The sequence below is a fragment of the Gallintestinimicrobium propionicum genome, assembly GCF_025567525.1.
GTDB lineage: Bacteria > Bacillota > Clostridia > Lachnospirales > Lachnospiraceae > Gallintestinimicrobium > Gallintestinimicrobium propionicum.
Genome location: NZ_JAOQJY010000004.1, coordinates 157353 through 173240, shown reverse-complemented (window position 1 = coordinate 173240; position 15888 = coordinate 157353). Strand labels below are relative to the sequence as shown.

Genomic DNA, 15888 nt, shown 5'->3' with positions numbered 1-15888 from the left:
ACTGCAAATCTGCGCCAGGCTGTACCGGAATTTACAGGAGAAGGAGAATGTCAATGCCCTACGATTTTCGGGATAATCGAACGAATTACGAAAAAGAAAAAGAAGTGCGGGAAAAGCGTCTGTCCGCTTATTCGGAAGACATTCAGAAAAGGACGTTGGAGCAGTCCTGTGAGTTGATCCGGCAGCTGGTGGAAGAGAGACGGCGGCAGGGGATGACCCAGCAGGATGTGGCGGACATCACAGGAATTTTGCCTTCGAATCTGGCGCGGCTGGAGAGTGGAAAAAGAGTTCCGACGCTGGTTGTTTTGCAGAAATATGCCTCCGCGTTGGGAAAACATATCGAGTTAAAGCTTTGCGACGGGGCGGAGGAATAAAATGGGGGAAGAGACTCAACCAATCGCCGGTCTGCATAGGGATATTGAGGAACTTCCGCACGCGGAGCTATTGACTGTCCTCCACGAAAACCACGACGAGCAGCATCTCTGGGACTGCATTGTTGCATTTGAGGGATATCCGTTTCAGACGATTTCCGGACTGCCGTTTTCCTATCAACTGAAAACCGGACGAAACGGCGAGCTGACGAAGGAGCTCTGGATTGACCGGCGGGAAAACAGCAAAAGCCTGGCGTGGAGCTCGGTGCGGCTGGCATTTGAAAAGACGGAAGGAAAGCCGGTTGTGACACGGCCGAAAGCACTGGGAGATATCCGCGGCATATCTTATATTTACGGGATTTTTCTGAAATTTGGGCTGATCGAGGCAGCGCAGAAAGATACGAAAAAAAAGGAGTATTGAGAGCCGACAGGAAATTTTTTAAAATCCGCAAAAAGTCTTGCATTGCGCACACTCCTATGATATTATGAATAAGCTGTCCGTAGAATATTACAGGCAGTGGCCGAAAGGCCTCGCGGATGAGAACAAGTACAGATAACCAATCAATATAAGACGAGGTGAAAGGAAATGAAAGCAGGAATCCATCCTAACTACTACCAGGCAACTGTAACCTGTAACTGTGGCAACACATTCGTAACCGGCTCTACCAAGCCCGAACTTCACGTTGAAGTTTGCTCTAAGTGCCATTCTTTCTACACTGGCCAGCAGAAGGCAGCACAGGCTCGCGGACGTATCGATAAGTTCAACCGCAAGTATGGTGTGGCAAGCAAATAAGAAATTGGGTAAGGTTGAGGTTTTTATAAATCTCAACCTTAATTTAATTGTGACAATAGAATGCGCGCTTTGCGAGCATTCTATTCCTTTTTATCGTATAGGAAACTTCGTTTCTATACGATAAAAACGCTCCGCGAGGATCGCACTGCGGCGGAATGGTAGAATGTCGCTTACGCGACCCGCCGCAGTGCGCGAGAATGTGCCAAGGCACATTCTTATTCATGACAATAGAATGCTCGCAGAGCGTGCATTCTATTGTTTAGTGTGCAGAATTCTTTTTAATAAGGACTACAATTATGGGAAAAAAGAGAAAAAAAAGATGCTATTGCGGAATCGGCGGGCAGGCGGTTCTGGAAGGTGTCATGATGAAAAATCAGGACAGCTATGCGGTTGCAGTGCGCAGACCGGATGGCAAAATTGAGCTGAAAAAAGAAGATTATAAAGGAATCTGGGGCGATAAGAAGATCACGAAGATTCCTTTTTTACGCGGTGTATTTAATTTTATAGACTCGCTGGTGCTTGGCATGAGCACACTGACCTGGTCGGCGCAGTTTTTTGAAGAAGACGAGCCGGAGAAGAATATAGCCGACCAGAAGAAAAAGGCCAAAAAGCCGGAGCAGAAGGAAACGGTTTCGGATGCAGTCACAGAAAACGTGGATGGGAAAGCGGATGCGACGGATACGAAAGAGAAAAAATCCGGCGCGGCAGAAAGCATTGCAGTCGGCGGAACGGTTGCGCTGTCGATTCTGATGGCAGTTGCAATTTTTATCGTGCTGCCGTATTTTCTGAGCATGCTGTTTTCCCACTATGTGCTGAATGAGTCGCTGCTGGCGATTGTGGAAGGCGTGCTGCGTATCGTGATTTTCGTTGCATATATAGCAGGAATTTCTGCGATGAAGGATATCCGGCGCGTATATATGTATCACGGCGCGGAGCATAAATGTATCAACTGCATCGAGCGCGGCAGAGAGCTGACGGTGAAAAATGTCCGCAAAAGCTCCAGACTGCACAAGCGCTGCGGAACGAGCTTTTTGTTGTTTGTCATGCTGGTGAGCATCGTGCTGTTTTTGTTTATCCGGGTACAGAACCCGCTGTTGAGACTTGGATTGCGGATTCTTTTGATTCCTGTGATCGCCGGAATTTCCTATGAGCTGATTCGTCTGGCTGGACGCAGCGACAATTTCCTCGTTCGGATCATTTCTGCGCCTGGCATGTGGCTGCAGAGGCTGACAACCAAAGAGCCGGACGATTCGATGATCGAGGTTGCGATCGCCTCTGTGGAAGCGGTATTTGACTGGAAGGCGTATCTGAAAGAGACGTTCGGATACGACGTGGAGGACTGGGAAAAGCAGGATGCGGCGGCAAAAGCGCAGGAAGCAGAGGACGCAGAAGCGGCTGAAGGTATGGAGGCAGGTAAAGCAGCTGCGGAAGAAAGTAGGGAGCAGTGATGGAGTACCGTAGCCTTTATGTTCTTGGAAAAGAAAAGCTGGCGGCAGCAGGCATCCCGGAAGCCGATCTCGATGCGCGGCTGTTGCTGGAATATGTCTGCCATACGAGCCGTAATGATCTGCTGGTGCACGGCGACCGCGAGGTTGCAGAGACAGAGCAGCAGGCGTATGAGCAGCTGCTTGCAAAACGCGCAGAGCATATCCCGCTGCAGCAGCTGACCGGAGAGCAGGAGTTTATGGGACTGACTTTTTCAGTCAATGAACATGTATTGATTCCTCGTCAGGATACGGAAGTTCTGGTGGAAGAAGTGATGAAAAACCTTCATGACGGATTTCGGATTCTGGATCTTTGTACGGGTTCCGGCTGTATTTTACTGAGCCTTTTACACTATTCCAACGATTGCAGCGGCGTCGGCGCCGACCTGTCGGAGGAAGCGTTGGAAGTGGCGCGAAAAAATGCAGAGCAGCTGGGAGAAAACAGTGCGTTGTTTGTGCAGGGCGATCTGTTTGCGCCGGTCGAGGGAAAGTTTGAGATTATTGTATCCAATCCGCCTTATATCTGCTCCGATGTGATTCCGACGCTGATGGAAGAGGTGCGGGAGCATGAGCCGATGCAGGCGCTGGATGGCGGTGCAGACGGACTGGATTTTTACCGGAAAATCATACAGGGCGCAAAGGAGCATCTCTGCGGCGGCGGGCAGCTGTTTTTTGAGATCGGTTATGATCAGGGAGAAGCTGTGCAGCGACTGATGGAGCAGGCAGGCTACCGGGAAGTGGAGTGCGTGCAGGATTTTGCCGGACTGGACAGAGTCGTATTTGGAACGTTGTGGTAAGTTACAGTTCACTCGTGGCTTCGCGTTCACAGATTCCATGCTCGCATGAGAATCTGTGAACACGAAGCTGCGAATGATGCAGTGAACTGTAACTGTTTTGACAGATAGAATGGAGAAAATCAGATGTTTGATAAACTGGAGGATTTGCTGATTCGGTTTGAAGAGATTATGGGCGAATTAAATGAGCCTGATGTCACAGCCAATCAGGAACGCTTCCGTGCCCTGATGAAGGAGCAGAGTGATCTGACTCCGATCGTCGAGGCGTATCGGGAATATAAGAAGTGCAATCAGGATATCGAAGACAGCCTGATGATGCTGGACGAGGAAAATGATCCGGATATGCGCGAAATGTTAAAAGAGGAGTTAAACAGCGCAAAGACCCGTGTTTCGGAGCTGGAGGAGGAGCTGAAAATCCTGCTGCTTCCCAAGGACCCCAACGATGAGAAAAACGTTATCGTGGAAATCCGTGCGGGTGCGGGCGGCGACGAGGCGGCGCTGTTTGCAGCGGAAATTTATCGGATGTATGTGCGCTATGCAGAGCGTCAGCGTTGGCGGGTGGAGACGATGGACGTGGAAGAAATCGGCATCGGAGGCATGAAATATGTCAGCTTCATGATTTCCGGTCAGGGTGCGTATTCGAGGCTCAAATATGAGAGCGGTGTGCATCGCGTGCAGCGTGTGCCGGAGACGGAGAGCGGCGGCAGAATCCACACCTCGACGATCACGGTTGCGATTATGCCGGAGGTAGAGGATTTCGACGTGCAGATCGATATGAACGACTGTAAATTCGATGTATTCCGTGCATCCGGAAACGGTGGTCAGTGCGTCAACACGACGGACTCTGCAGTACGTCTGACCCACATCCCGACCGGAATCGTAATTTCCTGCCAGGATGAAAAGAGCCAGCTGAAAAATAAAGACAAGGCGTTGAAGGTGCTGCGTGCAAAGCTGTATGATTTGGAACAGCAGAAGCGCCACGACGAGGAAGCCGAGCTGCGCCGCAGCCAGGTAGGAACCGGCGACCGTTCTGAGAAAATCCGTACCTACAACTTCCCTCAGGGACGTGTGACGGATCACAGAATCAAGCTGACACTGTACAAAATCGATGCGATCATGGACGGCGACATCCAGGAGCTGATCGATAACCTGACTGCAGCCGATCAGGCAGCAAAACTTGCAAAGATGAATCAAAATGCGATTGCCTGATCGGCATGCGATCCAGGCAGCAAAACTTGCAAAGATGAATCAGAACGTGATTGCCTGATCAGCAGGGTATTTAAATAGAGAATAAAAAAACCGCTCCCGCACCCGGGATTTATTGTCCAAAGGTGCAGAAGCGGGTTTTTTATTCATGACAATAGAATGCTCGCAGAGCGTGCATTCTATTGTTTTATACAGTTTTAACAGTCTTTAACAGCTCGCGGATTTGTTCTACGGACAGCCATTCCGTATTATTGTCGGAGCTGTAGGAGAAGCCTTCGGCTACCTTGTGACCGCTCATGTCAGGCTGCTGTTTGTTGTTCCAGGTCATCTGGGGATATACGATGAAGTGCTTTTCGTATTCGTAGGTCGTAAAAGAATCCTCAGTTGTTACCATGATTTCATGCAGCTTTTCGCCGGGGCGGATACCGATTTCCTTGATTCCGCAGCCGGGAAGCATCGCTTCTGCGAGGTCGGTAATTTTAAAGGAAGGGATTTTGCTGATAAAGGTTTCGCCGCCTTTTGCTTCTTCGAGGGCTTTAATCACCAGTTGCACGCCCTGCTCCAGGCTGATCCAGAAACGGGTCATGCGCAGGTCGGTGATCGGAAGCTCTGTCTGCCCGTCTGCGATGAGCTTGCGGAAAAACGGGATAATCGAACCGCGGCTTCCTGCAACGTTGCCGTAGCGAACGATCGAGAAGTTGATGTCCTTATTGCCGACATAGGCATTCGCTGCGATAAACAGCTTGTCGCTGACGAGCTTTGTGCCGCCGTAAAGGTTGACCGGGTTTACCGCTTTGTCGGTGGAAAGTGCAACGACCTTTTTTACATTGGTGTCCAGGGCTGCCTCGATGATGTTCATCGCGCCGTGAATGTTGGTCTTGATCGCTTCGTTCGGGTTATATTCACAGGCGGGAACCTGCTTTAAGGCTGCTGCATGGATGACATAATCAACACCTTCAAATGCGCGGCGCAGACGCTCCTGATCTCTGACGTCGCCGATGAAGAAGCGAAGCTTGTCTGCATATTCCTTGAATTCATTTTCCATCATCCACTGTTTAAATTCGTCTCTGGAATAAATGATCACCTTTTTGGGGTTGGAGTGCTCCATGACATAACGGGTAAAGCATTTGCCGAAAGAGCCGGTACCACCTGTGATCAGAATTGTTTTACCATCTAATAACATATATACATTCCTCCGCTGAATTGGCAGGATAAGCCAATCATTCAATCCTTATTATCATAACATAAAGTGAGCGCAATTGCATCATCTTTTTTATTACAGCGTCTGCAAAAATCCCATGAGCCGCAGTGCGATCCGCAGTGCACCTGCATCGGAGGGATGCAGTCCGTCGGGCATATAGGTTTCCTTGATGATATCGACCTTGGGCTGTAAACCGCTTGTGGAGAAAAGATCGAGAACCGGAAGTCCGTAAAATTCAGCAACTTCGCGGATGATGGAAACATATCCGGCGAGGTTTGTTTCCTCCGGCAGACCGTTTTCTTTTGACACCTCATCTTCGCTGCAGCGGTGCAGTGGCGTCATGAACAGGATGTCTGCATTTGGAAAGCGGTTGATGAGCTTTTCACACAAAACGTGCATTGCGCCGTAAAAGGTGTAAGGATCGCGGGATTCAAACGTGCCGAGCTTTGCGTCCCCGTGTCCGAAATCGTTGGTTCCGCCGAAAACAACGACAACGTCCGCATCGGAATCCATCGAATCAACGCGGTTGACAAAGGAAAGATCAGGCTCCTTTGTCGTCAGGTTTTCGGTCTGGCAGGCGATTCTGGTTGCGCTGATGCCATAATTTTTTACAATAGCGCCGGAAAGCTTCCCGAATACGGAAATATAACAGTGCTCTGCATCAGAAGCGCCGACCCCCTCTGTGATGCTGTCCCCTAAAAAATAAATCTTTTTACCTTTTAATTCCATGATAAATTGTCTCCCCTTTTTTATGCAGTTTTGTATAGCTACGTTTTTGGAACGCTGTAATCTGTAGCTGACTGCAGCTTCGAAAAATCAGCAGACCGCAGTCGATCTTCCCTGTTATCATAGTCTTTTCTGGGAAGTTCTGCAAGGCATTCGCAAACCGCCGGAAAGTATGATATACTTGACTACAGTTCACTCGTGGCTTTGTGAGCAGCGGAAAGTATCGAAGATGCGCTTTTGCGAATGGCGCGTGTGAACTGTAACTACTTGACTACAACAATCCCAGTCTAATGATGAGAGGAAAAAACGATGTCTCTGCAGTTTATCACCGGTGCGTCCGGCTCCGGAAAAAGCACCTATATCGATCAGCAGATTATCGCCCGTTCCGAAAGAGAACCGGAGGGGCGTTTTTTTATCCTTGTGCCCGACCAGTTTACGATGCAGACGCAGAAGGATCTGGTCAGTCTGCATGACCGGAAAGGAATTATGAATATCGACGTCCTGAGCTTCGGACGTCTGACGCACCGCATTTTTGAGGAGATGGGCGCAAATCGGCTTCCGATGCTGGACGATACGGGAAAAAGCCTGATTATCCGGCGTGTGGCGGCGGGACAGAGGGGGGAGCTTCCGGTGTTGGGCGGCAGGCTTGGACAGACGGGATATATCCATGAGGTGAAGTCTGCGATTTCGGAGTTTATGCAGTACGGAATCGGTCTGCAGGAGCTGGATCAGCTGACAGAATTTTCAAAAAAACGAGGACAATTATACTATAAATTAAAAGATCTGCGGACAATTTACGAGGGCTTTCAGCAGTTCATCCGGGAAAAATATCTGACGACGGAGGAATCGCTGGAGGTGCTGGCGTCGTATGTGCCGCAGTCGAAGCTGTTGAAGGACAGCGTGATTGTATTCGACGGGTTTACGGGCTTTACGCCGGTACAGAACCGGGTCATCGCAGAGCTGATGAAGCAGGCAAAAGAAGTGATCGTCACAGTTACCCTCGGAAGTGGGGAAAATCCATGGGAGGAAATCCGGGAGCAGGAGCTTTTTTCCATGAGCAAAAAGACGATACAGACGCTTGCAAAGCTTGCACGGGATGTAGAAATTCCCATCGCGGACGTCGTTGAAATTGCACCGAAATGTTCGCCGCGGTTTTCGGAAAAAGGAATGCTGCAGCATCTGGAAAAATACCTGTTCCGCTATCCGGTGTGCGTGTGGAAGCCTGCGCCTGCAGAAGTGAGTACGCAGAGCGTTTCTGCCGGAATGGTGGTGCAGGAGTGTGCAGAGACTGGCGGGCAGGAACGGTCCGCGGCGCAGAGCACTGCGATTGGCCTGCCGCCCGTGCAGCTTCGTCTTCTGGAAGCCTCCACACTGCGGGAGGAGGTGCGTCAGATCTGTATCGCAATCCGACGGCTCGTGACGCAGCAGAATTACTGTTATCGGGATATCGCGGTCATCTGCGGGGATTACACCTCATATGCAAGCTGCATCGAGCAGGAGTTTGCGGCATTCGGCATTCCGGTCTATCTGGATCAGACGCGGGGCGTCACCCTGAATCCGTTTATTGAGTATATAAAAAGCGCACTGCAGGTACGGGTAAAGAACTATAGTTATGAATCAGTTTTCCACTATCTGCGCAGCGGTCTGGCGGATTTTGCGCCGGAGGAAACGGATCGGCTGGAGGTTTATGTACGGGCGTTGGGTATCCGTGGGCGGAAAAAATGGGAGACGCTGTTTGTGTATCCGACGGAAAATATGCTGGACGCAAAGGCTGAGCTGGCGCGGCTGAATGCGCTGCGGGAGCGGCTGGTTTTGGGGCTTGCGCCGTTGTATGGAAAATACAAAACGACGAAGGAGTACGCACAGGGGTTGTATGAGTTTATCGCACAGAGTAAAATCCAGCAGAAGCTAAAAAGCTTCGAGCAGCGCTTTGCAGAGGCGGGCGATCCGGTGCGGGAGCGGGAGTATGCGCAGATTTACCGACTGGTGATGGATTTGCTCGATCAGATCGTGAGTCTGGTCGGGGAAGAGGAGACGACGGCAGAGGAATTTGCAAAGCTTCTGGAAGCCGGATTTGAAGAGCTGCAGGTTGGCACGATTCCCCAGAATGTGGACCGCGTGGTGGCGGGGGATATGGAGCGGACGCGTTTAAAACAGGTGAAGGCGCTTTTTTTTGCAGGCGTAAATGACGGCAATATTCCGGGCAACGCGGGAAACGGAGGGATTATTTCCGACCTCGATCGGGAATTTTTAACCGGCTCCGGGCAGGAGCTTGCGCCGTCGCCGCGGCAGCAGATGTACATTCAGCGGTTTTATTTGTATTTGAATATGACAAAGCCATCCGAGCTTTTGGTGCTTTCCTGGGCGCGGATGAATCTGGAAGGAAGGGCGCTGCGAAAGAGCTTTCTGGTGGGTCAGGTGCAGCGGCTGTTTCCGACGATTCCGACAGAAAAGCCGGAGCTGGAGCCCATGCTTTTACAGGTGCAGTCTTTTTCGGATGGACGGGAATATCTTGCGAATGGACTTAGAAGCTATGCGGATGGGCTGTTGGATGAGGCAGCGGAGCGTGAGTTTCTGACGCTGTACCGGGTTTACCAGCGGCAGGATGTGTACCGGCTGTGGAGCGGACAGCTGACGGATACGGCATTTTTTTCCTATCAGGAGCCGTCCCTTGGAAAGGCGGTGGCAGCAGCGCTTTACGGGCAGACGATTTCCGGAAGCGTCAGCCGTCTGGAGCAGTTTGCAGCGTGCGCTTATGCCCATTTTCTGCGCTATGGCATGAAGTTAAAGGAGCAGGAAGAGTTCGCGTTTGAAGCGGTGGACATGGGAAATCTCTACCACGGCGTGCTGGAAATTTTTGCGGAAAAACTAAAGGAGATCGGCAAAAACTGGTTTGATTTTACTGAGGAAGAGGGCGAGCGGCTGGTGGACGAGGCGGTGGACGCGTATGCGGTGACGTATCATCACACGGTGCTGTTTGACAGCGCGAGAAACGCCTATATCGTGCAGCGGATCAAACGGATTTTAAAACGGACGGTAAGCGCCATGCAGTATCAGCTCAAAAAAGGCAGCTTTGTGCCGGAGAAGTTCGAGGTTTCGTTTTCGGTGCTGGAGGAGTTGGATGCGGTCAATATCGCGCTTTCTGAGCAGGAAAAAATGCGGCTGCGCGGCAGGATCGACCGTGTGGATATGAAAGAAGACCGGGAGCATGTTTATGTCAAGGTCGTGGATTATAAGTCCGGCAGCAGGGAGTTTTCGCTGGCAGCGCTGTATTACGGACTGCAGCTGCAGCTTGTTGTATACATGAATGCTGCGATGGAAATTGCCGGAAAAAAGCATCCGGAGAAAGAAATCGTCCCGGCGGCGATGCTGTATTATCGGGTGCAGGATCCGATGATCGAGATGCCGGAGGGCGAGCCTTCGGCGGAGGAGGTCAATGCGCAGGTGCTGCGCGCCCTGCGGACAACCGGCATTGTGAATGCCAGGGAGGACGTTGTCGAGGGGCTGGATCAGGGCTTTTTAGGGCGTTCGGATGTGGTGCCGCTGGAACGGAAAAAGGACGGCAGCTTTTCGGCGCGTTCGAGTGTTTTGGAAGAGACGGATTTTCAGGCGGTATCGGCATTTGTGGAGCAGAAAATCCGGCAGGCGGGACGACAGATTTTGGATGGAAAAATCGCATTGGACCCGTATGAGCAGGGCAACAGAAACGCCTGCGAATACTGCGCGTACCAGAAAGTGTGCGGATTTGACAAAAAGATCGACGGGTTTGTAATGCGCGAGCTGGAAAACCTGAAAGAAGACGAAGCGATGGAGCTTATCAGAAAGGAGGTCGCCGATGGGAATGAAGTTCACGGAGGATCAGCAGCGGGTCATTGATCTGAGAAACTGTAATATTTTGGTGTCGGCGGCGGCAGGCTCCGGCAAAACGGCGGTGCTGGTCGAGCGGATTGTAGAGCTGGTCTCCGGTTCAGGATGCGATTCGGCGCGGGCAGTGGATATTGACCGGTTACTGATCGTAACGTTTACGAATGCGGCGGCAGCACAGATGCGGGAGCGAATTACGAAGGCACTGTCCGACCGCGTAGAGGCAGAGCCGGACAACGAGCATATAAAAAAGCAGCTGATGCTGATCCACAATGCGAAGATCATGACCATCCACAGCTTTTGTTTATATCTGATCAAAAATCATTTCAACGATATCGGTCTCGACCCGGATTTTCGGACGGCGGACGAGGGCGAAATACGCCTGTTGAAGCAGGAGGTTTTGTCAGAGCTCCTGGAAGAGCAGTTCGCGCTGGGACGCCAGGAATTTACCGACTGCGTGGAATATTTTGCCTACGATGGTCGGGAAAAACGGCTGGAAGAGCTGATCGAACGATTATATACCTTTTCCGGAAGCTATCCTTTCCCGGAAAAATGGCTGCGGCAGCACCGCATGGATTATCATGTGGAGACGTTTGAGGAGCTTGTAAAAACAGAGTGGTTTGCAGGCATGATGCAGGAAATTTCAGCCCTGCTTCAGGAATGCAAAGAGCAGGAAAAAGCTGCGCTGAAGGTGTGCGAGGAGCCGGATGGGCCGTATTTTTACGCTGTAGCGCTGGAAAAGGATCAGGAGCTGATCGCAGGGCTGGAACAGGAGCTGGCGAGCGTGGTGCAGACAGCATCAGAACCAGAGCAGTCTGTGGCACCTGCAGAAGTGGAATCGTCCGTTGCGAAGGATGCTTTCGAAGCCCTTGCAGCGCGGGTGCAGGGCATTTCCTACGCCCGCATGGCAGCAAAAAAGGATGACAGCGTGTCGGCAGAAAAGCGGGAGCTGGTCAAGGCGATGCGGGAGCGTGTGAAAAGCCTTTTGGGGACGCTTTCCGAAAAATATTTCGCATCCGGTCCGAAGCAGTGGCTTGCAGAATGCAGACAGGCGGACGCAGCGCTGTGCGAGCTGGTGGATCTGGCGCTTTTGTTCGGAGAAAGACTGACGGAGAAAAAGCGGGAAAAGAACCTGCTGGACTTTGAGGACATGGAGCATCTGGCACTGCAGATTCTGTTAAAGGAAGAGGAAAACGGACAGATGGTGCCGTCGGATACGGCGCTGGAATACCGGGAACAGTTCGTAGAGATTCTGATCGACGAGTATCAGGACAGCAACCTCGTGCAGGAATTTCTCTTACAGAGTATTTCCGGCGAGGACGACGGGCGATTTAACCGGTTTATGGTAGGTGACGTCAAGCAGAGCATTTACAAATTCCGTCTTGCACGGCCGGAGTTGTTTTTGGAAAAATTTGCGACCTATCAAAAAGAAGATGGAAGCTGCGTCCGTGTGGACTTAAAGCAGAACTTTCGAAGCCGCCATGAGGTGACGGACTGCGTCAACGACCTGTTTTTACAGCTGATGCACAGAGAGCTTGGCGGAGTGGAATACGACGCGGATGCGGCGCTGTACCCGGCGGCGCAGTTCCCGGAGGCAGATGGCGAAGCAGCGGACGCGCGGGAAAAGGACGTAGCGCTCGGCGGAGAAGAAAAGCAGGGGAGTGCTGTGCCGGTGAGTACGGCTTGCGAAGCCTCGATCGCCCGCTCCCCTTACGAGCCGGAGCTTTGCATTGCTGCAATATCCGGCGAAAAGGGCGAAGACCCGAAGGAGCTGGAAGCGAAAATGATCGCCGGAAAAATCCGCGAAATCGTTGGAAAGCTCCCGGTGCGGGACAGCGAAAGCGGACAGCTGCGCCCGGCGCGGTATCAGGATATCGTGATTTTACTGCGGACGACATCCGGCTGGGACGAGACGTTTAAAAAGATACTGGAAGAAAACGCCATTCCGGTCTTTGTGACGTCCAAGACGGGGTATTTTGCGGCGACGGAGGTGCAGACGGTTTTGAATTTCCTGCGTGTGCTGAACAATCCGCTGCAGGAAATTCCACTGTTCGGCGTACTCAAATCGGTGCTGTTTGGATTCAGCGATGCGCAGCTGGCGACGCTGCGCGCACTGGATGAGACGGGAAAACGCTGCCTGTACGATTGCGTGAAGCTGGCGGCGGGAGAAGGAGAAAGTGTTGAAGGCAGCGTAGGATATGGCAGCGGAAGCAATGGTGCCGATGCCTCCCTTCGCGAAAAATGCTGCAGCTTTCTTTCCTTTTTAAACCGCTACCGCGAGTACGCGGTCTATCTGCCGATTCACAAGCTGATGGAGCAGTTTTTGGAGGAAACGGGCTATCTGTATACGGTCAGCGCGCTGCCGGGAGGTGTGCAGCGCAGAATCAACGTTGAAATGCTGCTGACGCGGGCAGAAAGCTTTGAAAAGACGAGTTATTCCGGTTTGTTTCATTTTATCCGGTACATGGAACAGCTGGAAAAATATGACATAGATTACGGCGAAACGGGCGCGTCGGACGAAAACGCGGATGTCGTGCGGATCATGAGCATTCACAAGAGCAAGGGGTTGGAATTTCCGGTATGCTTTGTGTCGGGACTGTCGAAACGCTTTAACCGGCAGGACAGCGCAGCTCCGGTGCTGATGGATATGGATTTGGGACTGGCGATCGACTGGGTGGATCCGACAGCACGGATCCGACATACGACGCTGAAAAAAAATGTGCTGGCGCGCAAATTAAATGCCGACAGCATGGGAGAAGAACTGAGAGTTTTATATGTTGCGCTGACGCGTGCGGAGGAAAAGCTGATTCTGACCGGAACCTGTAAAGAAGACAAGCTGCCCCAGGAGGATGCTGCACAGGGTGCGTATGGCTATTCGGCGCTACGGCTGCAGGAAGCGTCTTCCTATTATGATCTGGTGCTTCCGGCATGGCAGTCCGTCGGACGTCGGCTTCAGATCTGTACGCAGGAAGAACTGCTGCAGGCAGAGCTTGTGCGTGCGTCCTTGGGATACAACAGCAGGCAGAAGCTTTTTGAGGAAGCCGGAAAAGAGCCGGAGGCGGCAGAGCTTGCGCTGTGCGAGCGCCTGCAGAAGCCCTATGCACATGAAAACCTGGCGGGACTTTTTGTCAAAACAACCGTTTCCGAACTGAAAAAAGAAGGCATGCAGGAGGAAGCTGCGGAAGGGCTTACGCTGTTCCCGGAGGAAGAGGTCGTGCCGTATCTGCCGCAGTTTGTCAGGGAACAGGAAGAAACCGTGAGCGGGACGACACGGGGAAGTGCGTACCACAGACTGCTGGAGATTTTCCCCTTTGAACGGCAGGAGACCTGGACGGCGGCGAAAATCCGTACGGTCATCGAAGAATGCAAAGCAGACCGAAGGCTGTCGGAGGAATATGCTGCTGCGATCAATGTATACAAGATCCGGGCATTTTTACAGACGCCTCTTGCAGCGCGCATGGCAAAGGCTGCCAAAAGCAACAGACTGCACCGGGAGCAGCCCTTTGTGCTGGGGCTTTCGGCAAACCGTTTAAATACAGACTTTCCGGAGGATGAAACCGTGCTGATCCAGGGAATTATCGATGTTTATCTGGAGGAAGAGGACGGCATCGTGCTGGCAGATTATAAGACCGATCTGGTAAAAGACCCGAAGGAGCTGATTTTGCGCTACCGGGTTCAGCTGGACTATTATGAGGAAGCACTTGTGCGGCTGACCGGAAAATGCGTGAAGGAAAAGCTGATCTATTCGTTCGGGCTGGAACAGGAGATTACACTGTAAGATGGAAGAATTTTATTATCAGAAAATGGACAGGCAGAAGCAGGCAGTGTATCACGGCATGCTGCAGGGCGTCCGGCAGCTGGCGGATCAGATTCAGCTGCCGCGTGTGGATGGAAAAGAGCTGTATGACATTTTTTTCCAGATGCGGCTGGATCACCCGGAAATATTCTGGGTGGTCGGGTTTTCATGGAAATATTACCCAGACTCCCCGAACCTGATTTTCGTGCCGGAATATCTGTTTGAAAAAGGAAAAATCAAAGAGCATCAGATAGCGCTGACATCGCGGGTGGAAAAGCTTGCACGGCAGGCGCAGGGACTTTCGGAGTGGGAAAAAGAAAAATATGTACACGATTTTATATGTGAAAATGTACGATATGACAAGTTAAAGAAGCCGTATTCTCATGAAATCATCGGACCGCTGGGGCAGGGCGTAGGCGTCTGCGAGGGAATTGCAAAGGCGGTCAAGGTGCTCTGCGACGCGCTCGGGCTATGGTGTATGATTGCGATTTGCGGCAACAATCCGGAAAAAGGCATCAAATACCGCCACACCTGGAATATCGTGCGCATTGGCGGGCAGTATTATCATCTGGATGCGACATTTGACAATAGTCTGACCAGAGGGGCGCGGGAGGATGCCGAGTGCCGTTACGATTATTTTAACCTCGACGATAAGGCGATGTTCCGCGACCATGAGCCGCTGATCGCACCGGCGCCGGCGTGCACGGACAATGGACATTTTTATTATAAGGAAAAGAAGCTTTCCTTTACGAAAATGGAGGAGGTCAAAAAGCGCGCGCAGCAGGCGGTAAAAAAAGGAAAAGTCCTGACGTTTCACTGGCGCGGATCGTATCTGACGAGGGACGTGCTGCGGGAAATCCTGAATGTGCTGGAAGACGCCGGAAAAGAGAAATCGAAACTGCCCCATATTTACGCGAATGCAGCGCAGGCGGTATTTCGGGTGTGGTATTCCGATATCGACACTCTTGCGTCGGAAATTGTACTGGAAGACGCAAACGAGGGAGAAAAGACAGAAAAGGGATTGAAAAATCCGGAGTGATTCGTTATAGTAAGAACGTGGTTTTCCACAAATAAATACTTATGAGGAGGATTTACTCATGGATAAGAAGTTTGGCATCAAGCATGTCGTAGCGATGGGTATCGGAACCGCGCTGTTCGTTGTTTTAACCAACGTGCAGATCCCGGTTGGTTTCATCCCGAACACAGCTCTGCAGACCCGCGCAGCGGTACTTGCATTTTTCTCCGCTATTTTTGGTCCTGTTGTAGGCGGTGCCATCGGTCTGATCGGTCATGCACTGGGTGATGCAGTATTTTACGGAAGCGTATGGTGGAGCTGGGTATTCCCGGACGCTGTATTCGGCATCATCGTTGGTCTGTTTGCTGCGAAGTATAAAGTAAAAGAAGGCAGCTTCGGCGGCAAGGAAATCGGCCTGTTCAATATCGTACAGGTTGTTGCAAACGCACTGGCATGGATTCTGGTTGCTCCGGTTTTGGACATCGTAATTTATGCAGAGCCTGTAAATAAGGTATTCACACAGGGCGTGACCGCTTTTGTTGCAAATGTAATTATCATCGGCATTCTGGGAACTCTGCTGTTAATTGCCTACTCCAAGGTCGGCGCAAAGTCCGGAAGCCTTTCCAAAGAGGACTGAT

At 51.5% G+C, this 15888-nt stretch carries 12 protein-coding genes; 10 read left to right on the top strand and 2 right to left on the bottom strand.

Annotation, left to right across the window (positions count from 1 at the left end):
- The first annotated feature begins 53 nt into the window (after positions 1-53).
- The 6 genes from OCV62_RS04800 (at position 54) to prfA (ending at position 4651) form a co-directional block, all read left to right on the top strand.
- Entirely contained in the window at positions 54-374 is a 321-nt protein-coding gene (locus tag OCV62_RS04800; protein ID WP_021914322.1) for a helix-turn-helix domain-containing protein, read from the top strand.
- A 1-nt stretch (position 375) separates the two neighbouring features.
- A complete protein-coding gene (locus OCV62_RS04795; protein WP_262585404.1) occupies positions 376-792 on the top strand; it encodes a hypothetical protein in 417 nt (138 codons plus the stop codon).
- A gap of 165 nt (positions 793-957) precedes the next feature.
- Positions 958-1164, top strand: a complete 207-nt coding sequence (rpmE, locus tag OCV62_RS04790) for a 50S ribosomal protein L31 (RefSeq protein ID WP_021914324.1) — start codon at positions 958-960, stop codon at positions 1162-1164.
- Positions 1165-1460: 296 nt separating this feature from the next.
- Complete coding sequence (locus OCV62_RS04785) at positions 1461-2612, top strand: DUF1385 domain-containing protein (RefSeq protein ID WP_262585403.1); 1152 nt, start codon at positions 1461-1463, stop codon at positions 2610-2612.
- Positions 2612-3445, top strand: a complete 834-nt coding sequence (gene prmC / locus OCV62_RS04780; RefSeq protein WP_262585402.1) for a peptide chain release factor N(5)-glutamine methyltransferase — start codon at positions 2612-2614, stop codon at positions 3443-3445. Before OCV62_RS04785 ends, prmC begins: the two co-directional genes overlap by 1 nt.
- Before the next feature lie 123 nt (positions 3446-3568).
- Positions 3569-4651, top strand: coding sequence for a peptide chain release factor 1 (gene prfA / locus OCV62_RS04775; protein ID WP_117960700.1), 1083 nt, complete (start codon positions 3569-3571; stop codon positions 4649-4651).
- Positions 4652-4835: 184 nt separating this feature from the next.
- On the opposite strand, the gene pseB is transcribed toward prfA, so the two are convergent.
- Together pseB and OCV62_RS04765 are read right to left on the bottom strand one after the other, a co-directional pair.
- Positions 4836-5831: a UDP-N-acetylglucosamine 4,6-dehydratase (inverting) gene (gene pseB, locus OCV62_RS04770; protein WP_021915876.1), complete on the bottom strand. Its 996-nt coding sequence runs from the start codon at positions 5829-5831 to the stop codon at positions 4836-4838.
- A 93-nt stretch (positions 5832-5924) separates the two neighbouring features.
- A complete protein-coding gene (locus tag OCV62_RS04765; RefSeq protein WP_262585401.1) occupies positions 5925-6578 on the bottom strand; it encodes an SGNH/GDSL hydrolase family protein in 654 nt (217 codons plus the stop codon).
- A 306-nt stretch (positions 6579-6884) separates the two neighbouring features.
- On the opposite strand from OCV62_RS04765, the gene OCV62_RS04760 reads away from it, so the two are divergent.
- The 4 genes from OCV62_RS04760 to OCV62_RS04745 are packed head-to-tail and all read left to right on the top strand — an operon-like array spanning position 6885 to position 15887.
- Complete coding sequence (locus tag OCV62_RS04760; RefSeq protein ID WP_262585400.1) at positions 6885-10451, top strand: PD-(D/E)XK nuclease family protein; 3567 nt, start codon at positions 6885-6887, stop codon at positions 10449-10451.
- On the top strand, positions 10411-14217 hold the full coding sequence (gene addA / locus OCV62_RS04755; protein ID WP_262585399.1) for a helicase-exonuclease AddAB subunit AddA: 3807 nt from the start codon (positions 10411-10413) through the stop codon (positions 14215-14217). The genes OCV62_RS04760 and addA overlap by 41 nt, the downstream gene beginning before the upstream one ends.
- Before the next feature lies 1 nt (position 14218).
- Positions 14219-15274, top strand: coding sequence for a transglutaminase domain-containing protein (locus OCV62_RS04750; protein ID WP_262585398.1), 1056 nt, complete (start codon positions 14219-14221; stop codon positions 15272-15274).
- A 58-nt stretch (positions 15275-15332) separates the two neighbouring features.
- The gene (locus OCV62_RS04745; protein WP_262585397.1) at positions 15333-15887 is read left to right on the top strand and encodes an ECF-type riboflavin transporter substrate-binding protein; all 555 of its coding nucleotides are present in this window, start codon (positions 15333-15335) and stop codon (positions 15885-15887) included.
- The last annotated feature ends 1 nt before the right edge of the window (position 15888 follow it).